Source organism: Candidatus Acidianus copahuensis (assembly GCF_000632495.1).
Classification (GTDB): domain Archaea; phylum Thermoproteota; class Thermoprotei_A; order Sulfolobales; family Sulfolobaceae; genus Acidianus; species Acidianus copahuensis.
This window is the reverse complement of sequence record NZ_JFZT01000016.1, coordinates 15,613-36,328: the sequence shown is the minus strand read 5'-3', so window position 1 is coordinate 36,328 and position 20,716 is coordinate 15,613. Positions and strand designations below refer to the sequence as shown.

Below are 20,716 nucleotides of genomic sequence, written 5' to 3'. Positions count from 1 at the left end.
ATAAGTTTATTCTTAACCTTATTAACTTAACCAGTAAACCTCAATTTTTATATTTTTTTGAAAAATTCAAATTATGAAAAATTTTTAACCTTATCTCAGAGAATAAACTATGGTTCCTATATCAATTATTTTAAACGAAATCCATGGATTCTTTGCCTTAATTTACTTCGGTTCAGTTATGGTTTTTGGGATAGCCGTTGTTCCAAGAATAGGTAAGTTATCCGAGGGAACAGTTGGCGAGATGGCTAGAATATTTTTTCCTCCTATATTGAGCTTTGTTGAGGCAACAGGAATGGTTACCGTAGTGTTTGGAGCTGGGGAGTTCCTGCATTACCTCTTAGGCTACTATAGATTAGGAGGCATGAAAGAAGTCTATGGGATAATCTTTGGGACTACTTGGGGGTTATCTATTCTTGTTGGTGGTATATTAGGCCTAATAGGTTTCTTTATTGGATTTTTTATTGCTCATTATTTAGAAAGGATATTTAAGTTATTTAGATCCCTAGATCCATCAACAGAAGTAGAAATAGAGATGATACAAAAAAGGTTAAATTTTCTCTCTATTATCGGCGCGGTTTTACTCTGCGTAACCGTTATTCTTATGATTCTTGCTGTCTCAGTATTGCCATTGCCTTTAACTTAGTTGATCTATCATGGAAGTTTTGATTAATTCTCTATACGTGGAGTGAAAGTCCTTCATTGCCGCCATTAAGTACCATCTATCCTTTTCGTCAAGAAGTTGCTCTATTGAAGGCCCTATAGTTCTCCCCACAACTACTGGAATACTAACGTGAATTACTTCTCCCTCAAATTCTCTAGGGATAGCTATGCTCATAACTCTGTTCTCGTTTAGAGCTATAGATCTAACTATATCGGCTATAATTGTTCCAGGACCCCAAGTAGTTCCTCCCATAACTCTGATTATTTCCCCAGGTATTTGCTTAACATAGTTTTCAACCTCTTGATGTACACTTTCCTCAACTGGATTACCCTTAATCGAGACAGTACTCCAGAGAACAACGGCATCCTCACCGTGTTCTCCACCAACAAATCCATTTACTTCCGTCACTGGGATCTTATATTTCTTTGCTAGGTAAGACCTCATTCTCATGGTCTCAACTTGATCTCCTGCGCTTATGACGTACTCTTTAGAAAATTTCGAGAAAATAGACGCCATCATGTCAACAGGGTTAGTTACCATTAAGTAAATCGCACCTGGATTCTTGGGAGGTAGTTTCTTAGCTAAATCGTACATTATTTTAGCGTTATCAGCGAACAAATCTCTTCTGCTCATTCCTGCTTTTCTTGGCTTACCTGCAGTTATTACAACTATGTCAGCCCCGGTTACATCATCAAGCCTGTTTGAGGAAATCAGATCGGTATTTACTCCCTTAGTCGCAAACGCGTGCCTTAGCTCGTGCTCAAACTTCTCAGGAAGCTCGGGAATAATATCGTAAAGGATGGCCTGATCAAATATCCCGTCTATTAATGAGGCGTAAGTAATTGTTTGGCCTATCTTTCCTAATCCTATAAAAGCTATAGTTTTCATGTTTTCACATGATCATATAAGTAAAGTTCGTATTTAAATTTTCTCTAGAAAGTATATGTTATATACGCAACTTTTATAATTAAGAGAATTTAATATGATCTTATGGTTAGTAAAGTAAGGTTCCTAATAACTAAAAATCCTTTAACGATAGACAAAGGTGCTACTATTAAACAGGCTGTAGATATAATGTCGTCTAATAACGTAGGGTCATTAGCAATTATGGAAGATGGTAAACTTAAGGGGATTGTTACTGAAAGAGATGTAATTAAAGCAATTAGTAAGGGGATTTCAACATCTGAAACTGTGGAGAAAATAGGGACATTGGGTAATTTAATTACAGTAAATGAGGATGATTCTGTCTTTATAGCTGCTGAGAAAATGGGGAAGTATAACATAAGGCACTTAATAGTCCTAGGAAACGATGGTAATTTCATTGGAATTATATCGATTAGAGATATTATAAGGGAAAAGCAAGTCCTTAATGCGCTTTCTCAGACTACTGAGGAAGAATGGACAGGAAGTGATTAACTATGAGCGAGATAAGTAAAGGTTTGGAAAACGTTTTCATAAAGGCTACGTCTTTAACATACGTTGATGGTGAAGAAGGGGTTCTAAGGTATGAAGGGTACGACATTAATGACCTGGTAAATCACTGTAGTTTTGAGGAAGTAATTCACTTGATGCTGTACGGCGATTTACCAACTAAGGAAAAGTTAGCTGAGGTTAAAAATAGGTTAAACCAAAGTTATTCCGTACCGAGTAGTGTGATTAGGATAATGGAGGATTTACCCCATAATGCTGAGGCAATATCGATGATGGAAACAGCTTTTGGAGGACTTTCGTGCTTTTATGGTGTACCATGGGATAAAGCTAAAAACAAAGAAAGGGCTATAGAGATAATCGCAAAAGCTGCAACAGTAACGGCAAACGTGTACAGAATAAAGGAGGGATTGAAGCCAAGAATACCCGATCCTTCGGATAGTTATGTAGAGAGCTTTCTTGAAGCAACTTTCTCTAGAAGACCATCAGAGAAGGAGATCGCTGCAATGAACGCTGCGCTAATTCTTTATACTGATCACGAAGTTCCAGCTTCAACAACTGCTGCCCTTGTAGCCTCATCAACTCTTTCGGATATGTATTCGTGTATTGTCGCAGCCTTAGCTGCCCTTAAAGGACCTCTCCACGGAGGTGCAGCAGAGGCCGCTTATCAACAGTTTAAAGAGATTGAAGAACCGGATAATGTAGAGAAATGGTTTAACGAAAAAGTAATTGCTGGAAAGAAAAGATTAATGGGGTTTGGACACAGAGTTTACAAGACTTATGACCCAAGATCCAAAATATTTAAAAATTACGCAATGAAGCTCGCAAATGGAGAGAATAGAAAATACCTTGATATAGCGATTAAGCTTGAGGAGTTGGGTTTAAAGGAGTTTTCCAAAAGAGGCATCTATCCAAACGTTGACTTTTATTCGGGAATAGTGTTCTCTTCTCTAGGATTTCCAGATTACATGTTCACTCCTTTATTTGCCTTAGCTAGGACTCTTGGATGGTTAGCTCATATCATTGAATACGTTGAAGAACAGCATAGGTTAATTAGACCTAGGGCTTTATATATAGGTCCAGAAAAGAGAGACTACATTCCATTAGACGTTAGGCAGTAGGTTAAGAGGTAATTTTTTTCTTTCTTTCTTTTTTTCCCTTTAATTCTTTCTTTTTTAAAAAAATGAATTTAGATTTGTGCTTCTAACTTTAAATATTCACCTTTACTAGTGACTACTTCAACTACATGCTTTCCTTTCTTTGGGACTATACCTTTAAGACTTAATTTAACCTGCTTTCCCATTACATTAGAAGTGAAGTCATATACTGGATTTCCATCATAATTAACGAAAAGTATTTTGCTTAAGTTTGGTACTGGAACTAATAGGTCCATAATACTATATTCCCTCTTAACTCTTTTAAGGTAAAAATCTTGATAACCAATATTACATCATACAAATTCCATGACGTGTTACAAAGTCTATTTTACATAATTTTTAATAAAAAGAAATCTATTTAAAAATTTTTCTATATATTCTATGGTAAAGAGTGTTAAAGTTAGTATAAAAGTTCTTACTAGAAGCTTTGCTGATTGAAATATATTTTATCATTAAATATATGAAATAAACATTGTTTACTCATAAATCTTATATATATGATTATCTGTATATATAATAGATATAAAATGTCTTCACAAAAGTTGGAAAAACTAATGAAAGTAAAGGGAGTGATAGTAGCTGGAGAGTACAAGAATGACGGAACTCTAGTCGAATATAAAGGGCAAATGTCTAAGGAAATGGCTGATATGGTAGCAAAAATGGTCGCAGCTAATACTCTAATGGGAACAGTTCAGGCAGAGGCATTTTCCAAAATATCCGGAATGAAGTGGACACCATTTCATGGATGGGCAGTGGCAGCAGGGGATTACGCTGTGTGCGTTATGGGAAATTACGGAGTTTTTGTGAAGTTAGGAGAAGCTAGTTTTGACGAAGTGTTTAAGGCGCTATCAGAGTAAGATAAATTTATTTTTAAAAATTTTTTATATAATAAATTAAGACTTAAGTTTACTCCAAATATTTATCAGCTTATTATTGCATCATTGTTAGACTTACTTTGAGATGAAATGCTCTAACCTTTTCTTTTACCTGTGGCTTCTCTCTTAATTACTACTTTTTAGACTTTTGAGATTGTAAAGAAGTTACTTTAAAGCCCGCATTAATTTTTCATAGACATGGTTCCTTTTGGTTGAGATTAACACAACTGCATTCTAGACTTTACTGAAAATATTTTAGTGTACTATAGCAAATAGAGACTTCCATTTAGAGAAGTTGATGTCCTCCTCTGGGCTAACCTTAAGGATTACAGTCCTGGTTAGTACCCCTTCATCAGAGGACATTATGAAATATTGTTCTATCTCAGAGTTTAAAAACTCGAACCAGCTCTAAAGAGCGAGGCTTGATCTGTTGTCATTTAATCATGGTTAATTACTTATTTGTGGTAAATGAAAACGGTTTAAGGATTTTTATCATTATTTACAGACACATTGTGTTTATTTATCCTTTTATTTCGCTTTTTGAAGCAATTTCCAATTGGGAATCAAATGTTATTATTCTCTTAATTTTTAATCTTTTCATTACGCTAACAGTAACGCTATCAGTAAAGCTTAATTTATCATACTTCTTGAATATATCCCAGCCATTTTTTATATCATCTTCATTTATCTTTAATATGTCAAAAATCTCCATGACTTTTCCCCCTAGATCTACTGCGAGCCAAGGGACAACTTTTCTAATATAGGTAAGGAATTCGTCTAAAATATAATCTGTTATCACAAGCTTCTTTTCCTTTATTTCATTAAACAGTTTTAATGCTTCTTCATGTCTTGAATCCCTTGAATTGAGGAAGGCTATTAGAAAACTTGTGTCAAGGATTGCCATATCCCTCGTTGTAAACAACCTCATCTATATCTTCCTTTGAGGTGTCAATTCCCCAATTGGATATTAAAGAAAGGAACGTATCATAATTTCTGTTTTTCCCTCCTTTTATAAATTCAACAAAACTCTCCTCATTGATGCTTACAAAATCTATCATCAACGTCTGAAGTTCCTCAAGTGAGAGCTTTATATCTCTTTCTAGCAAAAGTTTAGACCTCAGTTTCTCCAACTTTTGTTTTGAATATTCATCAATTTTTACAGTAGTCTTCATATAAATAAAGTATACTTTTCTACTTATTATACTTTTCTACCATATTCTGAAAGTGTTGTGAATCCTAGGGTTTAGTACCTTAAACAGTTAATCGAGCATAATTGAACATATACAGACGGAAGCAGTTTCACATAAATCAGGGCATTTCTATACATTTCATGATTTTTTCCTTTTCTGCTGTGTAGAATAAATAATCCTTGAGCACTAGGCTATACAATAACATATAGATTATATCATCAAACTGTAATTAATAATACAAATTAAAAATCTCTTTCTATTAATTTAAGTTTTAGTTAGAGCTATTATTTCTCCTATTAGCATTAATACAAATCCTATTCTAAAGGCCCCAAAGAATACTGGTAATGATATGAACGAGGCTAATATTAGGAGTATCCCTGAGGCTACCCTATTGTTTATTAAAGCCCATTTGCCCCTAGAGGATACTTCGAAACACACTAAACAATCTAGGAGTACCCTATAGGGACAAACAGCACATCACACTGGGAATGAGGCTAGAAGGTAGTGAAACCAACTAACCTTCCCACATCAAGTCTAAGGAAGATATAACAGGTTGCCACGGGCTAGAACTTAAGGCCTAAAAACTTTACGTTAATCCCACTCTGAATGGATCCTAACGCATTATTCTAGACAGAGATGAACTTCTCTCCTAAAAAGGAAAAATCATACCTTGGGAAGAAGTCTTAATTATTAACCGGGTTAATTTATATATCGTTCCGTATATCTATAATAGTCTAATAATTTTCAGATAGAAGAAAGTCTTAATGCTGGAGATTTCACTTAAAGGAAGAGGAGGACAAGGAGTAGTAACTGCTGGAGAACTTCTCGCTAAAGGAGCAATTATCGAAGGACTTTTTGCTCAATCTGTCCCTTTTTTTGGCGGAGAGAGAAGAGGGGCACCAGTAAGCAGTGAAGTTAGAGTCTCAGACTCCCCAATCCCTTTACATAGGAGGGTTTACAATCCGGATATGGTCGCAGTATTTGATCCATCTTTAATGGAAATACTTAGACCTCTTGAAGGGATAAAGAACGACGGTATACTTGTTATTAATTCCAATTCGCCAAAGAGCTATTGGAAAAATACATACTTTCTTGACGCCACAGCGATAGCTATGTCTATCGGATTAACAATAGGTGGTTGGAGCGTTGTAAACACAGCAATGCTTGGAGCCATGGTAAAGGTTTCTAGGATAGTTGACGTGAACGCAATAGAAGACGCTGTAAAAGAGGAGTTCCCGGGAAAGCTAGGAGAGATCAACGCGGAGGCGGTAGAAATGGGATATAAAGAGGTGAGTTTAGTTGGTTAATGTTCAAGAAGGTATACCAATAGCTAGGCCAAAGATAGGATCTTCTGGCTTTACAGGAAGTTGGAGGATTACAAAACCTGTAATTCATTACGATGCATGTACTAAGTGTAGGCTGTGTTACTTTTACTGTGTCGAAAATTCCATTGACCTACAACAGGATCTTTATCCTAAAATTGATTATGACTTCTGTAAGGGTTGTGGTGTATGTGCTGATGTTTGTCCAACTAAAGCAATAGAGATGGTAAGAGAGGTGAAGTAAATGCAAGTTGAGTCAAAAGTTATAAAAGGCCTAGTCGGTAATCACGCAGTTGCTTACGCTGTAAAGCAAGCAAAACCTCAAGTTCTAGCAGTATATCCTATAACTCCTCAGACAACAATGTTAGAAAAGCTTTCCGAGTACGTGGAGAGCGGAGAACTAAAGGCCAAGATGATAAGGGTCGAAAGTGAGCATTCAGCTTTAGCTGCGGTTTACGGAGCAGCGTTAGCCGGATCTAGAGTATTCACTGCAACTGCCTCTCAAGGACTTCTATACATGACTGAGATGATTTATTGGGCAGGAGGTCAGAGAGTACCAATAGTAGCTGCTGTAGCAACTAGGGCTATAGCATCTCCTTGGTCTATTTTAGATGATCATCATGATTTTGTAAGTAAAAGAGACGCTATATGGATACAGCTAATGGCCGAAAACGTCCAAGAAGCTTACGATTTAACTATTCAAGCCTTCAAGATCTCAGAGGATAAGAGAGTTTTACTTCCAGTTATGATGGGCTTTGATGGATTTATCTTAACCCATACCTTAGAAAAGGTAGAGCTACTACCCGACAATGTAGTAGACGCCTTTATACCCCCTAGAGATTTTAATTTGATAGACTTTTCAGACCCACTAGGAATAGGACAGGTAGCATCTCCAGAGGATTACATTTATTATCGTTACGAAGCTCAGCGTTCAATGGAAAGATCTAGAGAAGTAATTACAGAAGTTGAAAGAGATTATGAGGATATAACTGGTAGAAAATACGGGCTTATAGACTGCTATATGTGTGATGATGCAGAATACATTATTGTATCTATGGGCGCTTGGTCCGGTGATGCGAGGGTTGCTGTACAGAAGGAGAGAGAAAAAGGAATAAGGGCTGGCCTTTTGAAAGTTAGGACGTTTAGACCTTTCCCCAAAGACGAAGTTAAGCAGATTGTAGGAAAAAGTAGAGGTGTAGTTGTATTTGATAGATCAGTATCTTATGGTTCTGGAGGAGTATTAGCTAACGAAGTAAAATCAGCCTCTTATGGTTTAGACGTTCCAATACATAGCGTAATAGCAGGTTTGGGAGGAAAAGATGTCAGACCACTTCACATGGAAAAGGTATTAGATGATCTTGCCTTGAACCAGCTAGAGGATGAGAGGTGGTTATTATGATGCTAATGAGAGGAAACGCAGCATGTCCAGGATGTCCTATACCTAGAGAAATTGACGCTTTGTTAGAAGTTACCGGACAAAAAACTGTTTTAGTAGTGCCAGCATCTTGCACTAGCGTTATAATGGGAGATACCAATGGTATGCCCTCAAGCGTTCCTGTAGTACATAGCGCGTTTGCTGCAGCACCAGCTATAGCCTCAGGAATAAAAGCTGCCCTGAATTCTAAAAAGGAAGATGCGACAGTTGTTGTGTGGGCAGGAGATGGTGGGACTGGAGATATAGGTTTGGCTTCCTTAAGTGGGGCAGCAGAGAGAAACGAAGATATTATGTACTTATGTTACGATAACGAGGCTTACATGAACACTGGAGTTCAAAGATCAGGCTTAACTCCGTATGGTGCATGGACTACTACAACTCCAGAAGGTAAAAGGGAAAGGAAGAAACCAATACCACAAATAGTTGCGGAACACGGGGTACCATATGTTGCCACTGCCTCAATAGCTTACATATTTGACTATCAAGCTAAGGTTAAGAAGGCAAAGGAAATTCAAGGATTTCGTTATATTCATTTGCTTTCTCCATGTCCACCTGGTTGGAGATTTGATTCAAGTTTAACGATAAGGATAGCCAAGCTTGCAGTTGAGACGGGCATCTGGCCTTTATATGAGATAGAGAAAGGAAAATTCAGGCTTACAAGTCTAAGTAAGACGTTGATAGATAAGTCTAAGAGAAAACCTGTTTTAGAATACTTAAAACTTCAGGGCAGATTCTCTAAAATGACCTCAGAAGAAGTAAAGAAATTACAAAACGAAGTTGATGAGTTCTGGGAAGAGATACAGAAGATCGACTAATTAAATACCATGAGTTTTTCTTTTAAAAATCTCGAGGTTAGACTGTAGTTAACAGTTTCACTTAGACCGTGAAAATTCTATACATATTACGTTTTTTTTTTTAAAATTTTTTAGGAATCAAGTATTATTGGGTAGCAAATGCGAGTAGAGTTGTTCAGTGAGAGGAACTCAAGAGATTGATAAAGGAAGTCTTCGTAATTAAATAAGCACTGGTTAAGGACAAAACGTTATCTCCCGCTTACCAGAAAGAGAGATTGTTAGGTTTGCGCATTCCGAATAAATGACAAAACTAACCTCCTCCCCGCCCTAAAGAGCGAGGCTTTCAGTTGTAAAGGAATTTATAGACTTCTACTTAATCTTACGAAAAAGGATTAGAAGATTGGTAAAAGCAAAGAAGAGTCAACGAAAAGGAGATAAATAGTTTGTGTAAAAGCGTCCAAAACTAGAGTTCAAGACGAAATTAATAGATCCTTGAGAGATGAATGACTTTCAAGGATATGAGAAGGGTTATCTCGCTAATGGATCGTGACGATCTTTGTTCGGAACGTGGTGAATCTCAAGGGATATAGGGTAATAAATGTCGATAAAGCCCAAACCACTAACTGAGGAAGAAGAGTGGGAAATCCAGTTATAAAATCTGATAGGAAAATCTTGGTATATTATGTTAAGAATTACAACCGAAAGCCTCGCCTTTTAAGGTGGGGAGGAGGTCAGATGTCCTTTAGATATAAGTTAAAAATTTTTGGTCTAACATAAAAAATAAGCTATTATATTTTATCTTGATTTTTATCCTTTAATTATCTTTAAACTAGGTTCTATTAACTATCTTTTTTACTATTTTAAAAAGACTAACTCTATTTACTTTAACAATGCTTAACGTGAATAAAGAAAACTTAAAAAAAGAAAAGTATTTCAAGTTACTACTAATTTTTTTAATAGAAGCGAAATGAAAATATATCCTAAATCCGAATTAGGAATTGCTTTTCTTTTTACAGCAGGAGCATTGTCCTGGTTATTAGCAATGGGATTAGCTGCTCTCTGGTTTAGAACAATATTGCTAACTCCCCATATAACTCCTGGACCTAATTATGATCCAGGATCTCTTTACTATTTTTTAGTAACCTTTCACGGACAAGCTGGAATATTTGTTATAGTACCTGATCTAGCGTTAGCAATATTCGCATATTCGCTCCATGTAGGTAAGATGAATATATTTCATAAGAAGCTGGTCACGTTAGCGTTTTGGATGATAAACCTTCCATTAATAGTTGAACAAGCTGGAGGCCCATTGACGGGATGGTATATGTATCCTCCATTAGCCCTACAACAAGGTAGTTGGTTAGTATATAAAGGAGCAATGATCGGCGTAGCTTACTTCATGATAGCTTTGATATGTCTTGGAGTAATGATAGCCGGTTATACGATGTTTGCAGATGCATACAAGAGTAGACCTAAGAACGAGAAAATACCTATATTCGCTTCTTATACCATGGCGTTTTCAGGGATGTTTATGCCGTTAACAATAACAGCTCTTATGGCATGTTCTTTGTGGTATTCACTTTACTTCTGGGCTAGGGTACCAGTAAATCCATTGACTTGGGTAGTCCTATTCTGGTTTTATGGGCATCCAGTTGTTTACTATGTTCCGTTTCCTGTATTCGGCGGTTTATATTACCTTATACCGAAGTTTTCTGGCAGATCGCTGTTTAGCGAAAGATGGGCTAGATGGAACATCGCCTTACTCTTCACTTTCGGTACGATTGCGTGGATTCATCACCTTCAGACTTGGCCTTTGCCTGTCTATATAAGAGCTTTCATAACTCCTACGACGCTAATACTTGCAGCTGGATCTGGATTAACTGTACTAAACCTTGGATTAACGATCATGACTGGAAAGGGATATAAATGGAAGGATCCAGTTGGGCTTGCTGCAGTAATTGCTCTAATTGGGTTCATATTAGCTGGTTTACAAGCGCTAATATTGCCAATAAACCCGTTGAACGTTATAGTCCACAACACTTACTACGTCGTAGGTCACTTCCACTTGATGATATGGACTATAATTCTCGTAGGGTTTACGGCAATTTTGCTTGACATGCTAAGATCCAAGATGGCAGGACTAGATTTCTCTGAATTAGCTAGAGGTCTCTTAATTGGAGGACTAGTTATGTGGACTTCCTCTGCTCTAGCTTTAGGTTATGACATGAGCTACGCTGGATATATTGGTTTTATAAGAAGATGGATGGCATATCCAGTCAAGTTTCTCCCATTTATGGACTCCATGACATATATTGCAGTGGCTATGGCATCATCTTTCCTCATATTCGCCATTCCGATACTGTCTACTTTACTTCCATTAAAGACTTCACTGTTTTGGTCAGTAACACAGGGAGGTTTGCCTTCTTCTTTTTCAACCTCAGCTCCTGGAATCATGGGATCCAAGACTGCAAACGTAGAGAAGGCAAAATAATTTTTTTAAGAAGATTTATTTCTTAACGCTGAAAAAACCAATTCACTTTCTTTTTTTCCGATGTTATTTATTTTGATTTTTCCATCGATTGATAATGTTACTAAATTTGGAAGATTCGATTCACCAACTAAAAAACCAACCTTAAGCTCGGAAGACAAACTAGTTAAGGCTAGGTCTAGTTTGCCATAAAAAGGAAGTGTTGGGTTATACCACAAGACATAATTCTGCTGTTTAAAACTTACAGAATTAAGAGAAGAGGTCCGCGTAAAGTTCAATTCTCTTACATATGATTCCTGCTCAGTAACCTCTAATATGCGTATAGCAACCCATATTGTAAGGACAGTTCTCATTAGTTCTTCTGTAGCTTTAATAGCTTCCTCTGTATTTGAAATCAAAGAAGTTAATGGAAATCCACACAAAGAATATAGATGATAACTCAAGAAGTTAGGCAAAACAACGTCTATTTGGTACTTACGAATAAACGAGGAAATCTCCTTCATTTTTTCTACGTAACTGTTTCTCCATAACTCTAATAATTTATTCAGTTTGTCGTCTTTAACGTCTAACTTGTACCTTTCCAAATCTTTACAAGACAACCATTTTCCTATTGTCCTTCTTTTTATAGAACTTGATTTATATTTTTCCAGATAAAGACAATAATCCTCATATATCCCGAATTCAAGGACTTCTTTATCTAGCAATGAGTTAGGGTCAATCAAATACTCAAAATTATTGTCCCTCCTTTTTATTTCAGATGCGAATTTAGAAATATGAACCAACTTACCGTTATCAATAATGTAGTAATAAATTCCTTTCCTACCTTTAGCGGGTTCAGTCAGCACAATGCTCATTATCATTATTTATTCAAAAGACATTTAAAAACTTTAACTACAAAATATCTTATACCTATTTTAACATTATAGCACATAATGTTCAGTGAATTAAGTCCAAAAAGGAATGCATAATTAAAAATGTAAAAGATTTTTCATCTCCACTTTGAAAAGTTACTTTAACGCTATGCCTTCTGAGAAGAGAAGTTCCAAAAGAGAACTGCGTTAAAAGAGGGGATAAAGTTCGGGGTTGAGAAAGCATTTTTAATTTTGAGTTTGAAGATTGTTATTTAGAGTTACTAGATAAGTTATTGATTAATTTCTTGATAAATGATGTGAGATTCGCAAAGGTGTCTGAGACCTAAATGCTTTCGCGTCATCGATCCTGTCCATATTATCGGAATGAGCTATTTTGCTTGAAGATATAATGACTAGTAAGTCCCTATTGACTAAAAACTCTAGGACAAACAGTGGAATAATTAAATCAAAAGGTTTAATTAGTTTGCAAAACCGAAGCTTAGACTTGCATATAATTAAGGTTAAACTTCACGTAGTTCTTTTTATGAAAAGCAACGGTTCAGTAGCATGCTAACATCACTTATCAGCGCCGTTGCCATTCATCACTTCATCCATAAGTTCTCATACTCCTTTACATATTTAACGCTTCTCTTTACGTCGGAGAAAAGCTGTGAGGCTAAGGCAACATCCTCAGATCTTATTACATTTCTTCCTCTTCTTTGCGCTATTACCAATGATGGATCGAGGAGCTGTACGGCATACCTCAAACTGTTTTCAGAACCCAATTTAGTTAGCTCCTCGATAGCCTGAGGCTCTAACTCTATTTCTAACTCCTCTGCTCTTATTTCTATAATTTCCTTTATTTCCTCAGCGTTATAAGGCCTTGTCGGAATTATTAGTAGTCTGTCTAGGAGGTCTAGCGGAATACCGTGAGGAGATTCATTATCCGTCCCCCTTATCTTAGTTATACCTCTATTTGTAGCTAATATAAGGATTGGAGCTAGATCTGTCTCCATAGCTCTAGTTAGGAAGGAGAAAGCTTCTAGGTCTAACATGTGAACGTCATCAATAAATAGAACTCCTGCAATTATTTCGCCTATTCCTTGGGAGATCCAGTCCTTTACAATCTTATCCGCTTCCTTTCTTATGTCCTCGTCTATCTGCCTTTCTGAGAACAGCGAGAAAATGGCTGAAACTGTCAAATTCCTCGCAGCTAGGTTAACGTCTAAATCGTTTAACGTAAAAGTAGTAGTTATCTCCTTTTCCTTCTTTACTTGCCCTCCAGGAATTTCTATGTATTTTGATGAATCTATATCATAACTTTTAGTTCCTTCAAAATCCTTTACTTTACCTTCTATAATTATCTTTCCTGTCTGCGCATCTATCATAATGACATCTCCTTTCTTTACGTTGAGAGATATAAGTTGCTGAGCTATCTCTTGACCTACTGTTACAGTAATGTTATCCTCCTTTGTGGCTAATGTTATTTGAGCCTCTACAGGTACTTGAGAGTATGGATTCATCCTGCTTTTAGCTACCTTTACCTTACGTTCCTTCACAACTCCTTCATAAACTAATCTCTTTTCCCTTAATCTAATCCCTATAGACTTCCTTATTAATTGCGTTAATAGTTCAGTTTTCTTGATCTCCAAGGAATAAATTTCTGAAGCGTTAATAGCAGTGAAAGGAGTGTCTTCACCTAACTCTTTAGCTATTGCTACAGCCAAGGCAGTCTTTCCCGTTCCTGGTGGACCAACAAAAAGAATACCCTTTCCAGCCATTCTGCCTTGTTTTATCAATTGGACTACTACTCCAGAAGCTTCTCTAGCCTCAGTTTGTCCTACTAGTCCATCAGCTACCACCTTAGCCTTTCCTTGATTGTCTAAACCTAATCCTTTTATATGAGAGTGTATACTTGCCCTTTGCTTTATTGGCTCTTTAACCTCTTTAATCTCAACCATTGTGATCAAGATTATATTATGACAGAGCTTTTGAAATTAATCATCTCATTTCTCCATCATTTGACATTTGATTTTACGATGGGTTTGGAGAGGCTAACTGTTTTGTTCCTTAGTTCTTCATTCTCTAATTAACCCTTAAACTACAACTTTGATCTTTTAACGTAAAGGCTTGTGAGAGAGTTTACATTGTTTCATGACTACCTTACCTCCTCATGGAGTCTATTGCGATCCGTGATATTGAAACTTAGAAGATGTTAAAGATCGATACGTACTTTAAGGGGATCTCCACATCTATTAAATTTTTATCTAATCCATATAAAATAAAAATCCTAAATAGTTAGTTATAGTATTAAGGTTTTTATAATAGAATGTAATCAATTATAAACTTTAAAATAAAATTTCAACTAAACTTACATAATTAATTCCTTAACAGATCTTTACCAATAGAAATCTATGGTTACCTTAAGAACTTTTTTAAATTCTCTGGATAAAAGAAGATCCATGAAACTTCTCTCTTTGATTGCTATTTTCCTTATCATTTTTATTGGAATTACTTTAATATATCCTGAACATGAATCTAAGTCTAATAGCTTTTCAGTGTTATCTACGGCTAGCGGAAATGAAACCATTTATTTATTAACTTCCTCAAATTACACATTTATTGTATATATTTGTAATTTTGTTAGTGGAGGAAAAGTTCCTTTTGCATTTCTTGTTTCGTCAACCTTACCTCACAATTTTACGATTCAGAATGGTTATGGTTATTATTATTTCTTTAACAACAACAGGTTAGTTCTTGAAAAGGATAATGTAACAGAGATTATTTGTCAGATTAGCGGAGAGGACTTTTCTTTCAATTCTTCAGTAGCTCTTGCAGTTATCAAATCGTTGAACAACTGGATTCCTAGTTTCTCGTTCTTAAATGAGAAGTTTAATATTAGCGAATTCGGAGAGGCACAAGAGAATGTAACGTTCTTGGTAGCGGAAAATGGGAGTTATGCTGAACTTTACGTTTGTTCCTATTCTAATAATATTTCAGCAGAAAAGGTTTTTAATCTCTTCACTTTCCAGCTCCCTATTAGGGAAATTATGGGATATAACGTAACTTATTTCCAAGGAGATCTAATAGCAATGAAAGGAAACAAGATAATTTCATTTATCACTAGAGACTCGAATTTCGTATTTAATAAAGAGAAAGCCACCGATTTCATCGAAAGACTAAACAACGCAACTTTGATAGAGTGGCTAACCACTTAATTAAATATAAGCCGACTGTTCTGATTCACCACTAGTTCCTAAGTCTCTGATTAACGTTGAAACTACAACTTTGATCTTTTAACGTAGAGGTTTGTGGGAGGGTTTACATTTTATTGTTTCATAGCTAATGATGCTCTTCATAAGCCCATTACTTTCTATCTCTTATGAAACTCAGAAGATGTTAAAGATCGATTTTACATACTTTAAAGGGATCCCCATTTGTCTTTGGTCTTTATCACCTCTCAGTTAAATAGGAATTCTAAATAAAGGAAGAGAGCTTAAAAAATCATATGAACTTCAGGTAAGAGATCTAATAGAAAAATTGTCGAGATAATATCAATTTGCTTGACATTAACAGATTACTTTTCTAAATGCTTTAAAATTATCTCCTTTACTGATCTTTCTACGTTATCCCAACTGCTGTGTAATTCAAGGAAGTTAAGTAGGGTATTATCATTCATTTCTTCCTCAATTTCTTTCTCACTCAATCTAAGAATGTCCGCTAACTTCTTTGCCATTTCTACTTTGTTAAATTCTTCAACTAATTTAACAGCCTTTAAATCCTTATATACGCTTCTAATAGCGGGAATCGAATATGCGACAACAGGCGTTCCCAAAGCCAGCGCTTCCAACATTACTAGAGAAAAACCATCAACGTGTGATGGGTAGATTAAAGCTTTTGACCTTGAGACAATGGCGTCTAATTTTTCCCTTTCTACAAAACCCAAGTATTCTACGTTAAGATTATATTTCTTAACTTTTTTCCAGAATAGCGTTTCATAGTACTTATTGAAGAACTTTCCAGCTAATATTAGCCTAGTATTTACTCCTAGGCCTTTTAGTATTCTTAAAATATCAGGAATTTCTGGAAGTCCTTTATCTTGGTTTAATCTACTCCAGAAAACTATGTAATCCTCCTTTCCCTTATTTCTATACTTTAATAGAGATGGATCGAAAGCGTTTCCAGGAATGATTACTTCTCCTTGAACACCGCTCTCCTCCAAACTACCTTGACTAACTGACGCAATGAAAGTTGGAGGAAATTTTCTAAGTAATTTTCTGTATCGGGGTTTTGCAACCAATTCGTTGTAAAGAAATCTAGTGTAGAATCCTTTTCCTGAAGGAGTTACCTTGTAAAATTTAACCAATCTTCTAAGGTAATTAAGTGAGTCCTTATAAAAAAGGGGTACGTGAATCGTTAGCCCAAACTTTCCTAATCTCTTTCCTAAATAAAATATATCAGGAGACCTATGGTCTGGTTCGTAAAGGAAATCAACATCTAGTTTATATTTTTCTAGAATGGATTTTGGATTGGCTTTCATATTTTTTTCGTTCATTTCGTAGAACTCATCTGAAATTTTTATTCCGTAAGTTTCTAATTCCTTTGCTTTTTTTATAAGAGTATCAGACGGTACATTGAATACTTGAGTAGAAGGAAAGTAAATTACGGAGAAGTCCTTAGCCAATCGTTTAACTACCTCAAAGGCATGTACAGCTCCCCCACCTCCAAACCAAGGATAAAGGAACTGATCGTAAACTATGCCGAGCTTAATCATAAGTAAGATGAAAGTCAACGCATATTTAACTCTATAGCGGTAAAGGTAACTAAGAGTATACTTCGAAATTTTATAATTAAACATTAGTGAAAATTAATAATGAATCATGATAAGAAATTACCTTATGTTGATTTTATGGAACTTTTTATAAGATATCATATTAATTCATAAATTTTAAACTAAAGTAATAATATTATACACTAAAAATGTTACCACAATAAAATTTTAAGTAGAGATTTCGGAAGATAGCTTGTGATAAGTGTTATTATAACATCGTATAACAGGAAAAATTCCTGAAAACTGCAGTTGAATCAGTACTTTCTCAGGATTTCAAGGACTATGAAATTACAGTTGTGGTTAACTTCAACGATTTGGACGAGTACTTAAAGGAAAAGGGAGTTAAATACGATCCACGTAGATAGAAGGGAGGTTGGCGTGAAGATATATGAGGCATTGAAGACGATTAACGGAGAAATAGTTGCGCCACTCGATGATGATGACGTGTTTTTGCAGGGAAAACTCAGATCAATCCAGGAGGCATTTAGTAACGATATAGATTTTTACAGGAACGAAGTGGTCGCTATAGACTCGGAAGGAAATGAGATTAATTCCCCATTTGATAGGAGTGAAATAAGGAAAATCGTACGGGCTGGAGACCACGCAATAGTAGATAAGAGAGAGGCGTATACAAAATTCAAGTCCAACGTAGATCTCCTGACTTTTAACAATAGCTCTATTGCGATCTCAACGGATTTGCTTAAAAAGCATTCTGAGTACCTAAGGAAAATAGAGAGGCTTACAGACGCTTTTTTCTTTTATATCTCCCTAAATAGTAATAAGAAGATTTTTATAGACTTAAAAAAGCTCACCGGATATAGAATTCACGGTGAGAACTCATCCATTAGATATCTTAATACCTTTGAGGATTTTTTAGCCTATATGAGACAGTTTTACATGAGCAGGGAAAGGGACTGGGAAAACATAAAGGAGGCAATGGAGACTGAATGGGCCAAGGACTACGTCACAGTGTTTTATCTGTTCACTAAGTGCTTGAGGGAATCAATAGAAGGAAGACATGAGGACAGGATGGAGTGCATTAGGGTTGGCTTAGACAGATATGTTAATGGATATATAGTTCCAAAAAAGGTTCTACTTCTTTCTCTTCTTCCACACTCACTTCAGAGGAGTCTGTGGAAAAGAGTTTGGAAAAACCAGGTTAAATCTCTTAACCCTAGCTCCCTTCTATAAATGTTTATTAGCCGATCCACCCCAACAACTTCATAATGATCGGAGTAATAGCTCACGGCTTGTCGTCTACTGGGTTCAGTGGAGAAGGTGAAGTCTACAGAGCCTCTCTTGAGGCATTGGAGGAAGCTGGGATTGATTACTTCAGTATAAGCTTCTCGAAACCCAGGAATAAGGTTAAAAACCCAGTTTACTTATTTCCGTTTCCAATCAGAAGGTTTGATAGATATCAGAGGCTTCTAGTTTATTATTCTGCGAAAAAAGTACGTAACAAAGTGTCACTTTTCCTTAATCTTAGCGGTTTCATAATTCCCCTATCTGACTATGCGCCACACTATATTTATGCGGGAAGATCACCGAGAGGATTGAACGTATCCGGTTCTATCCTAAAAAGGATTTATCAGTTTCCCTTGCATAGGATTCTGTCCACATTGAAATTCGAGGCAAAGAAGGCATTCTTCGCTGCCAACTCCAGATATTCAGCCAAGGCTATAAGCCAGATGTATGAGATACCGGAGCCCAGAGTGATCTACCCTCCAGTAGACGTCGAATTCTACTCTAGAGCATTTCAAATACATGAAAGGGAGGACCTATTCGTGACTGTGGGGAGAATAGAGAGGAACAAGTCATTGGAAAACGCTATAACAATTTCTGCCATGACTGGAATAAAGGGTGTAATAGTTGGATCCCTCTCTGATAGAAGATATCTCAAGGAGATTATCTCAAAGAAGAAAAGGATGAACGCTAACGTCGATATTTTGCCTAACCTTCCTCGTGAGGAATTATTAAAAATAATGGGAAGAGCAAAGGCTTACTTCCACCCTAGAATAGGCGAACACTTTGGAATACCTGTAGTGGAGTCCATGGCTGCCGGGCTAGTTCCAGTAGTTCCAAGGGAAAGTGGAGCGTATGAGGTAGTCCCAGAATTCTCCTACTCTTCGCTAGAGGAGGCAGTAGAGCAATTGAAGAGGGCGGTATCGGCTGAAGATAAGGTAAGAAGAGATATGCATGAAAGGGCTAAACCCTTTAACAGATCTAGATTCAAAGCGGAAATCCTCTCTTGGTTGAGAGAAGGTGTTGGCGCTAATCTCTGACCTCTTCCCCACCCTAAAGGACGAGGCTTTCAGTTGTAAGTTATCCTAAGATTAAGGCATTGATAATGACGTAAATTTACTAATTTAGAAGTAATTTAAAGATTTATGTAGGATCTGAATGGAATGGTAGATAATAATTTAAATCGAATTATCAAAGTCTTAACAGATGCTTATTTCGGTCTTGGTAACTGCCTACAAGCGTAAGGAGTATTTGAAACAAGCGGTAGACTCTGTGCTCTCCCAGGGAGATGACGATTCAGAGATAATTGTTGTAAAGGACTTTCCAGAGTTAGATGATTACTTGATGGAAAAGGGAATTAAATCGATAAGATGCGAAAGAAAGGAGCAAGGATTACGTGTGTACATGGGATTACTAAAGGTCGAAGGGGAGATTGTCGTATTCCTAGACGACGATGACATGTTTCTTCCAGGCAAGCTAAAAGCAGTAAGGGATGCATTTGCACGTGGAGTCGACTTTTACCATAACGAGTTCAAATTGATTGATCAAAACGGTAATGAAATAAAAAGGCCAAACAATAGGAGACTAAGTAGGATTTCAGGTAGAGAGGAAGTCCTAATCATGAGCAAAAAGGAGGCCTTAAGGAAATTGGGTAGCCTTCATCCAATCGCTGTGAATAGCAGTTCCATAGCAGTTTCAACTAATGTACTTCTCGAAGCTTCAGAATACCTTAGAAAGGTGACCAGGAACATTGATGGATTTTTCCTTTACTCTGCCTTGAGGTCTGAGAAACCCCTCGCTATAGATTTAAGGGAATTAACAGCTTATAGAATTCATGCGCTAAATTCGTCCATAACCCTAGCTAGAGATTTTCAGTCCTTTTTGACGGAAAGGGGTGAGTATCTACTTTTGATGGAGAACAATTGGCATATATTTCAGGATATGCTAAAGGGTAATTGGGCGGAGGACTATGCATCTTTTTATTTGGAGGCAACTAAATGCCTAAGAAGATCCATGGGATTTGGAGAGACGAGACTATCAGAATGCCTGGGTCTAGTCTTTAACAAGTATTTCAGGGGGTACGGAGATCCATGGAAAATTTTCCTCCTAACTAACATGTTTCCCAAGTTCGTGAGGTTATATCTCTGGAGGATTTATTGGAAGTTAAAGGTTAGAGAATAAGACTAACAACTGCTTGCGTTCAATTAAAGCTTAACACTCTCATCATGAAGGTTTCCTTTGAGATAGTTTACCATTTTACCAAGAAGGAGTGTTACTGATTCTCTGATGGTTGGGTATTGGTAGAAATCCGCTTAAGGAGAAACCTATCTTTATCAACTTTACTTCCCAACCTTCCACTCCTTAACGTCATTGAATATGTCTGAGTAGACTTCAACTCTCGATGTTAAGTTATGTTTTTAAAAGTCTTTTTTAATATCAATT

General features: G+C 36.4%; 21 protein-coding genes. 13 read left to right on the top strand and 8 right to left on the bottom strand.

What is annotated here, in order from left to right; translation table 11 throughout:
• The first annotated feature begins 109 nt into the window (after positions 1-109).
• On the top strand, positions 110-643 hold the full coding sequence (locus CM19_RS01590; RefSeq protein WP_048098697.1) for a hypothetical protein: 534 nt from the start codon (positions 110-112) through the stop codon (positions 641-643).
• Here the strand turns inward: CM19_RS01590 and CM19_RS01585 are convergent.
• On the bottom strand, positions 635-1,549 hold the full coding sequence (locus CM19_RS01585; protein WP_048098696.1) for a lactate/malate dehydrogenase family protein: 915 nt from the start codon (positions 1,547-1,549) through the stop codon (positions 635-637). The two genes, CM19_RS01590 and CM19_RS01585, sit on opposite strands and share 9 nt — an antisense overlap.
• 102 nt (positions 1,550-1,651) lie before the next feature.
• On the opposite strand from CM19_RS01585, the gene CM19_RS01580 reads away from it, so the two are divergent.
• A complete protein-coding gene (locus CM19_RS01580) occupies positions 1,652-2,077 on the top strand; it encodes a CBS domain-containing protein (RefSeq protein ID WP_048098695.1) in 426 nt (141 codons plus the stop codon).
• 2 nt (positions 2,078-2,079) lie between these two features.
• The gene (gene gltA / locus CM19_RS01575) at positions 2,080-3,210 is read left to right on the top strand and encodes a citrate synthase (protein ID WP_048098694.1); all 1,131 of its coding nucleotides are present in this window, start codon (positions 2,080-2,082) and stop codon (positions 3,208-3,210) included.
• 68 nt (positions 3,211-3,278) lie between these two features.
• On the opposite strand, the gene CM19_RS01570 is transcribed toward gltA, so the two are convergent.
• Complete coding sequence (locus tag CM19_RS01570) at positions 3,279-3,482, bottom strand: hypothetical protein (protein WP_048098693.1); 204 nt, start codon at positions 3,480-3,482, stop codon at positions 3,279-3,281.
• A gap of 291 nt (positions 3,483-3,773) precedes the next feature.
• Here CM19_RS01570 and CM19_RS01565 point away from each other — a divergent pair, with 291 nt between their 5' ends.
• Positions 3,774-4,103, top strand: a complete 330-nt coding sequence (locus tag CM19_RS01565) for a DUF2173 family protein (RefSeq protein WP_371810382.1) — start codon at positions 3,774-3,776, stop codon at positions 4,101-4,103.
• Positions 4,104-4,641: 538 nt separating this feature from the next.
• On the opposite strand, the gene CM19_RS01560 is transcribed toward CM19_RS01565, so the two are convergent.
• From CM19_RS01560 to CM19_RS13035, 3 genes are all read right to left on the bottom strand, one after another.
• Complete coding sequence (locus tag CM19_RS01560) at positions 4,642-5,049, bottom strand: type II toxin-antitoxin system VapC family toxin (protein WP_235185593.1); 408 nt, start codon at positions 5,047-5,049, stop codon at positions 4,642-4,644.
• A complete protein-coding gene (locus CM19_RS01555; RefSeq protein WP_048098690.1) occupies positions 5,012-5,293 on the bottom strand; it encodes a hypothetical protein in 282 nt (93 codons plus the stop codon). The genes CM19_RS01560 and CM19_RS01555 overlap by 38 nt, the downstream gene beginning before the upstream one ends.
• 282 nt (positions 5,294-5,575) lie before the next feature.
• A complete protein-coding gene (locus CM19_RS13035; RefSeq protein WP_160164856.1) occupies positions 5,576-5,749 on the bottom strand; it encodes a hypothetical protein in 174 nt (57 codons plus the stop codon).
• A gap of 326 nt (positions 5,750-6,075) precedes the next feature.
• On the opposite strand from CM19_RS13035, the gene CM19_RS01550 reads away from it, so the two are divergent.
• The 5 genes from CM19_RS01550 (at position 6,076) to soxB (ending at position 11,353) form a co-directional block, all read left to right on the top strand.
• A complete protein-coding gene (locus CM19_RS01550; RefSeq protein ID WP_048098689.1) occupies positions 6,076-6,618 on the top strand; it encodes a 2-oxoacid:acceptor oxidoreductase family protein in 543 nt (180 codons plus the stop codon).
• Positions 6,611-6,877: a 4Fe-4S binding protein gene (locus CM19_RS01545; protein WP_048098688.1), complete on the top strand. Its 267-nt coding sequence runs from the start codon at positions 6,611-6,613 to the stop codon at positions 6,875-6,877. Before CM19_RS01550 ends, CM19_RS01545 begins: the two co-directional genes overlap by 8 nt.
• On the top strand, positions 6,878-8,032 hold the full coding sequence (locus CM19_RS01540) for a transketolase C-terminal domain-containing protein (RefSeq protein WP_048098687.1): 1,155 nt from the start codon (positions 6,878-6,880) through the stop codon (positions 8,030-8,032).
• Positions 8,029-8,883, top strand: coding sequence for a 3-methyl-2-oxobutanoate dehydrogenase subunit beta (locus tag CM19_RS01535; RefSeq protein ID WP_048098686.1), 855 nt, complete (start codon positions 8,029-8,031; stop codon positions 8,881-8,883). Before CM19_RS01540 ends, CM19_RS01535 begins: the two co-directional genes overlap by 4 nt.
• A gap of 946 nt (positions 8,884-9,829) precedes the next feature.
• The gene (gene soxB / locus CM19_RS01530) at positions 9,830-11,353 is read left to right on the top strand and encodes a proton pump complex quinol oxidase subunit SoxB (RefSeq protein ID WP_048098685.1); all 1,524 of its coding nucleotides are present in this window, start codon (positions 9,830-9,832) and stop codon (positions 11,351-11,353) included.
• Between the two features lie 5 nt (positions 11,354-11,358).
• Here soxB and CM19_RS01525 read toward each other — a convergent pair whose 3' ends face one another.
• Positions 11,359-12,204: a hypothetical protein gene (locus CM19_RS01525; protein WP_048098684.1), complete on the bottom strand. Its 846-nt coding sequence runs from the start codon at positions 12,202-12,204 to the stop codon at positions 11,359-11,361.
• A gap of 599 nt (positions 12,205-12,803) precedes the next feature.
• The gene (locus CM19_RS01520; protein ID WP_048098683.1) at positions 12,804-14,162 is read right to left on the bottom strand and encodes a RuvB-like helicase; all 1,359 of its coding nucleotides are present in this window, start codon (positions 14,160-14,162) and stop codon (positions 12,804-12,806) included.
• A 501-nt stretch (positions 14,163-14,663) separates the two neighbouring features.
• Here CM19_RS01520 and CM19_RS01515 point away from each other — a divergent pair.
• Positions 14,664-15,419, top strand: coding sequence for a hypothetical protein (locus tag CM19_RS01515; RefSeq protein ID WP_150111346.1), 756 nt, complete (start codon positions 14,664-14,666; stop codon positions 15,417-15,419).
• A 359-nt stretch (positions 15,420-15,778) separates the two neighbouring features.
• Here CM19_RS01515 and CM19_RS01510 read toward each other — a convergent pair whose 3' ends face one another.
• Positions 15,779-16,975 carry a glycosyltransferase family 4 protein gene (locus CM19_RS01510; protein ID WP_048098681.1) on the bottom strand — a complete coding sequence of 399 codons (1,197 nt, stop codon included), beginning with the start codon at positions 16,973-16,975 and terminating at the stop codon, positions 15,779-15,781.
• Between the two features lie 435 nt (positions 16,976-17,410).
• Between CM19_RS01510 and CM19_RS01505 the strand changes: the two genes are divergently transcribed.
• From CM19_RS01505 to CM19_RS12470, 3 genes are all read left to right on the top strand, one after another.
• A complete protein-coding gene (locus CM19_RS01505) occupies positions 17,411-18,223 on the top strand; it encodes a glycosyltransferase family protein (RefSeq protein ID WP_048098680.1) in 813 nt (270 codons plus the stop codon).
• 35 nt (positions 18,224-18,258) lie between these two features.
• Positions 18,259-19,314 (top strand): glycosyltransferase, encoded by a 1,056-nt coding sequence (locus CM19_RS01500; protein ID WP_048098679.1) that lies wholly within the window; start codon positions 18,259-18,261, stop codon positions 19,312-19,314.
• Positions 19,315-19,480: 166 nt separating this feature from the next.
• Positions 19,481-20,455, top strand: coding sequence for a glycosyltransferase family 2 protein (locus CM19_RS12470; RefSeq protein ID WP_052349406.1), 975 nt, complete (start codon positions 19,481-19,483; stop codon positions 20,453-20,455).
• The last annotated feature ends 261 nt before the right edge of the window (positions 20,456-20,716 follow it).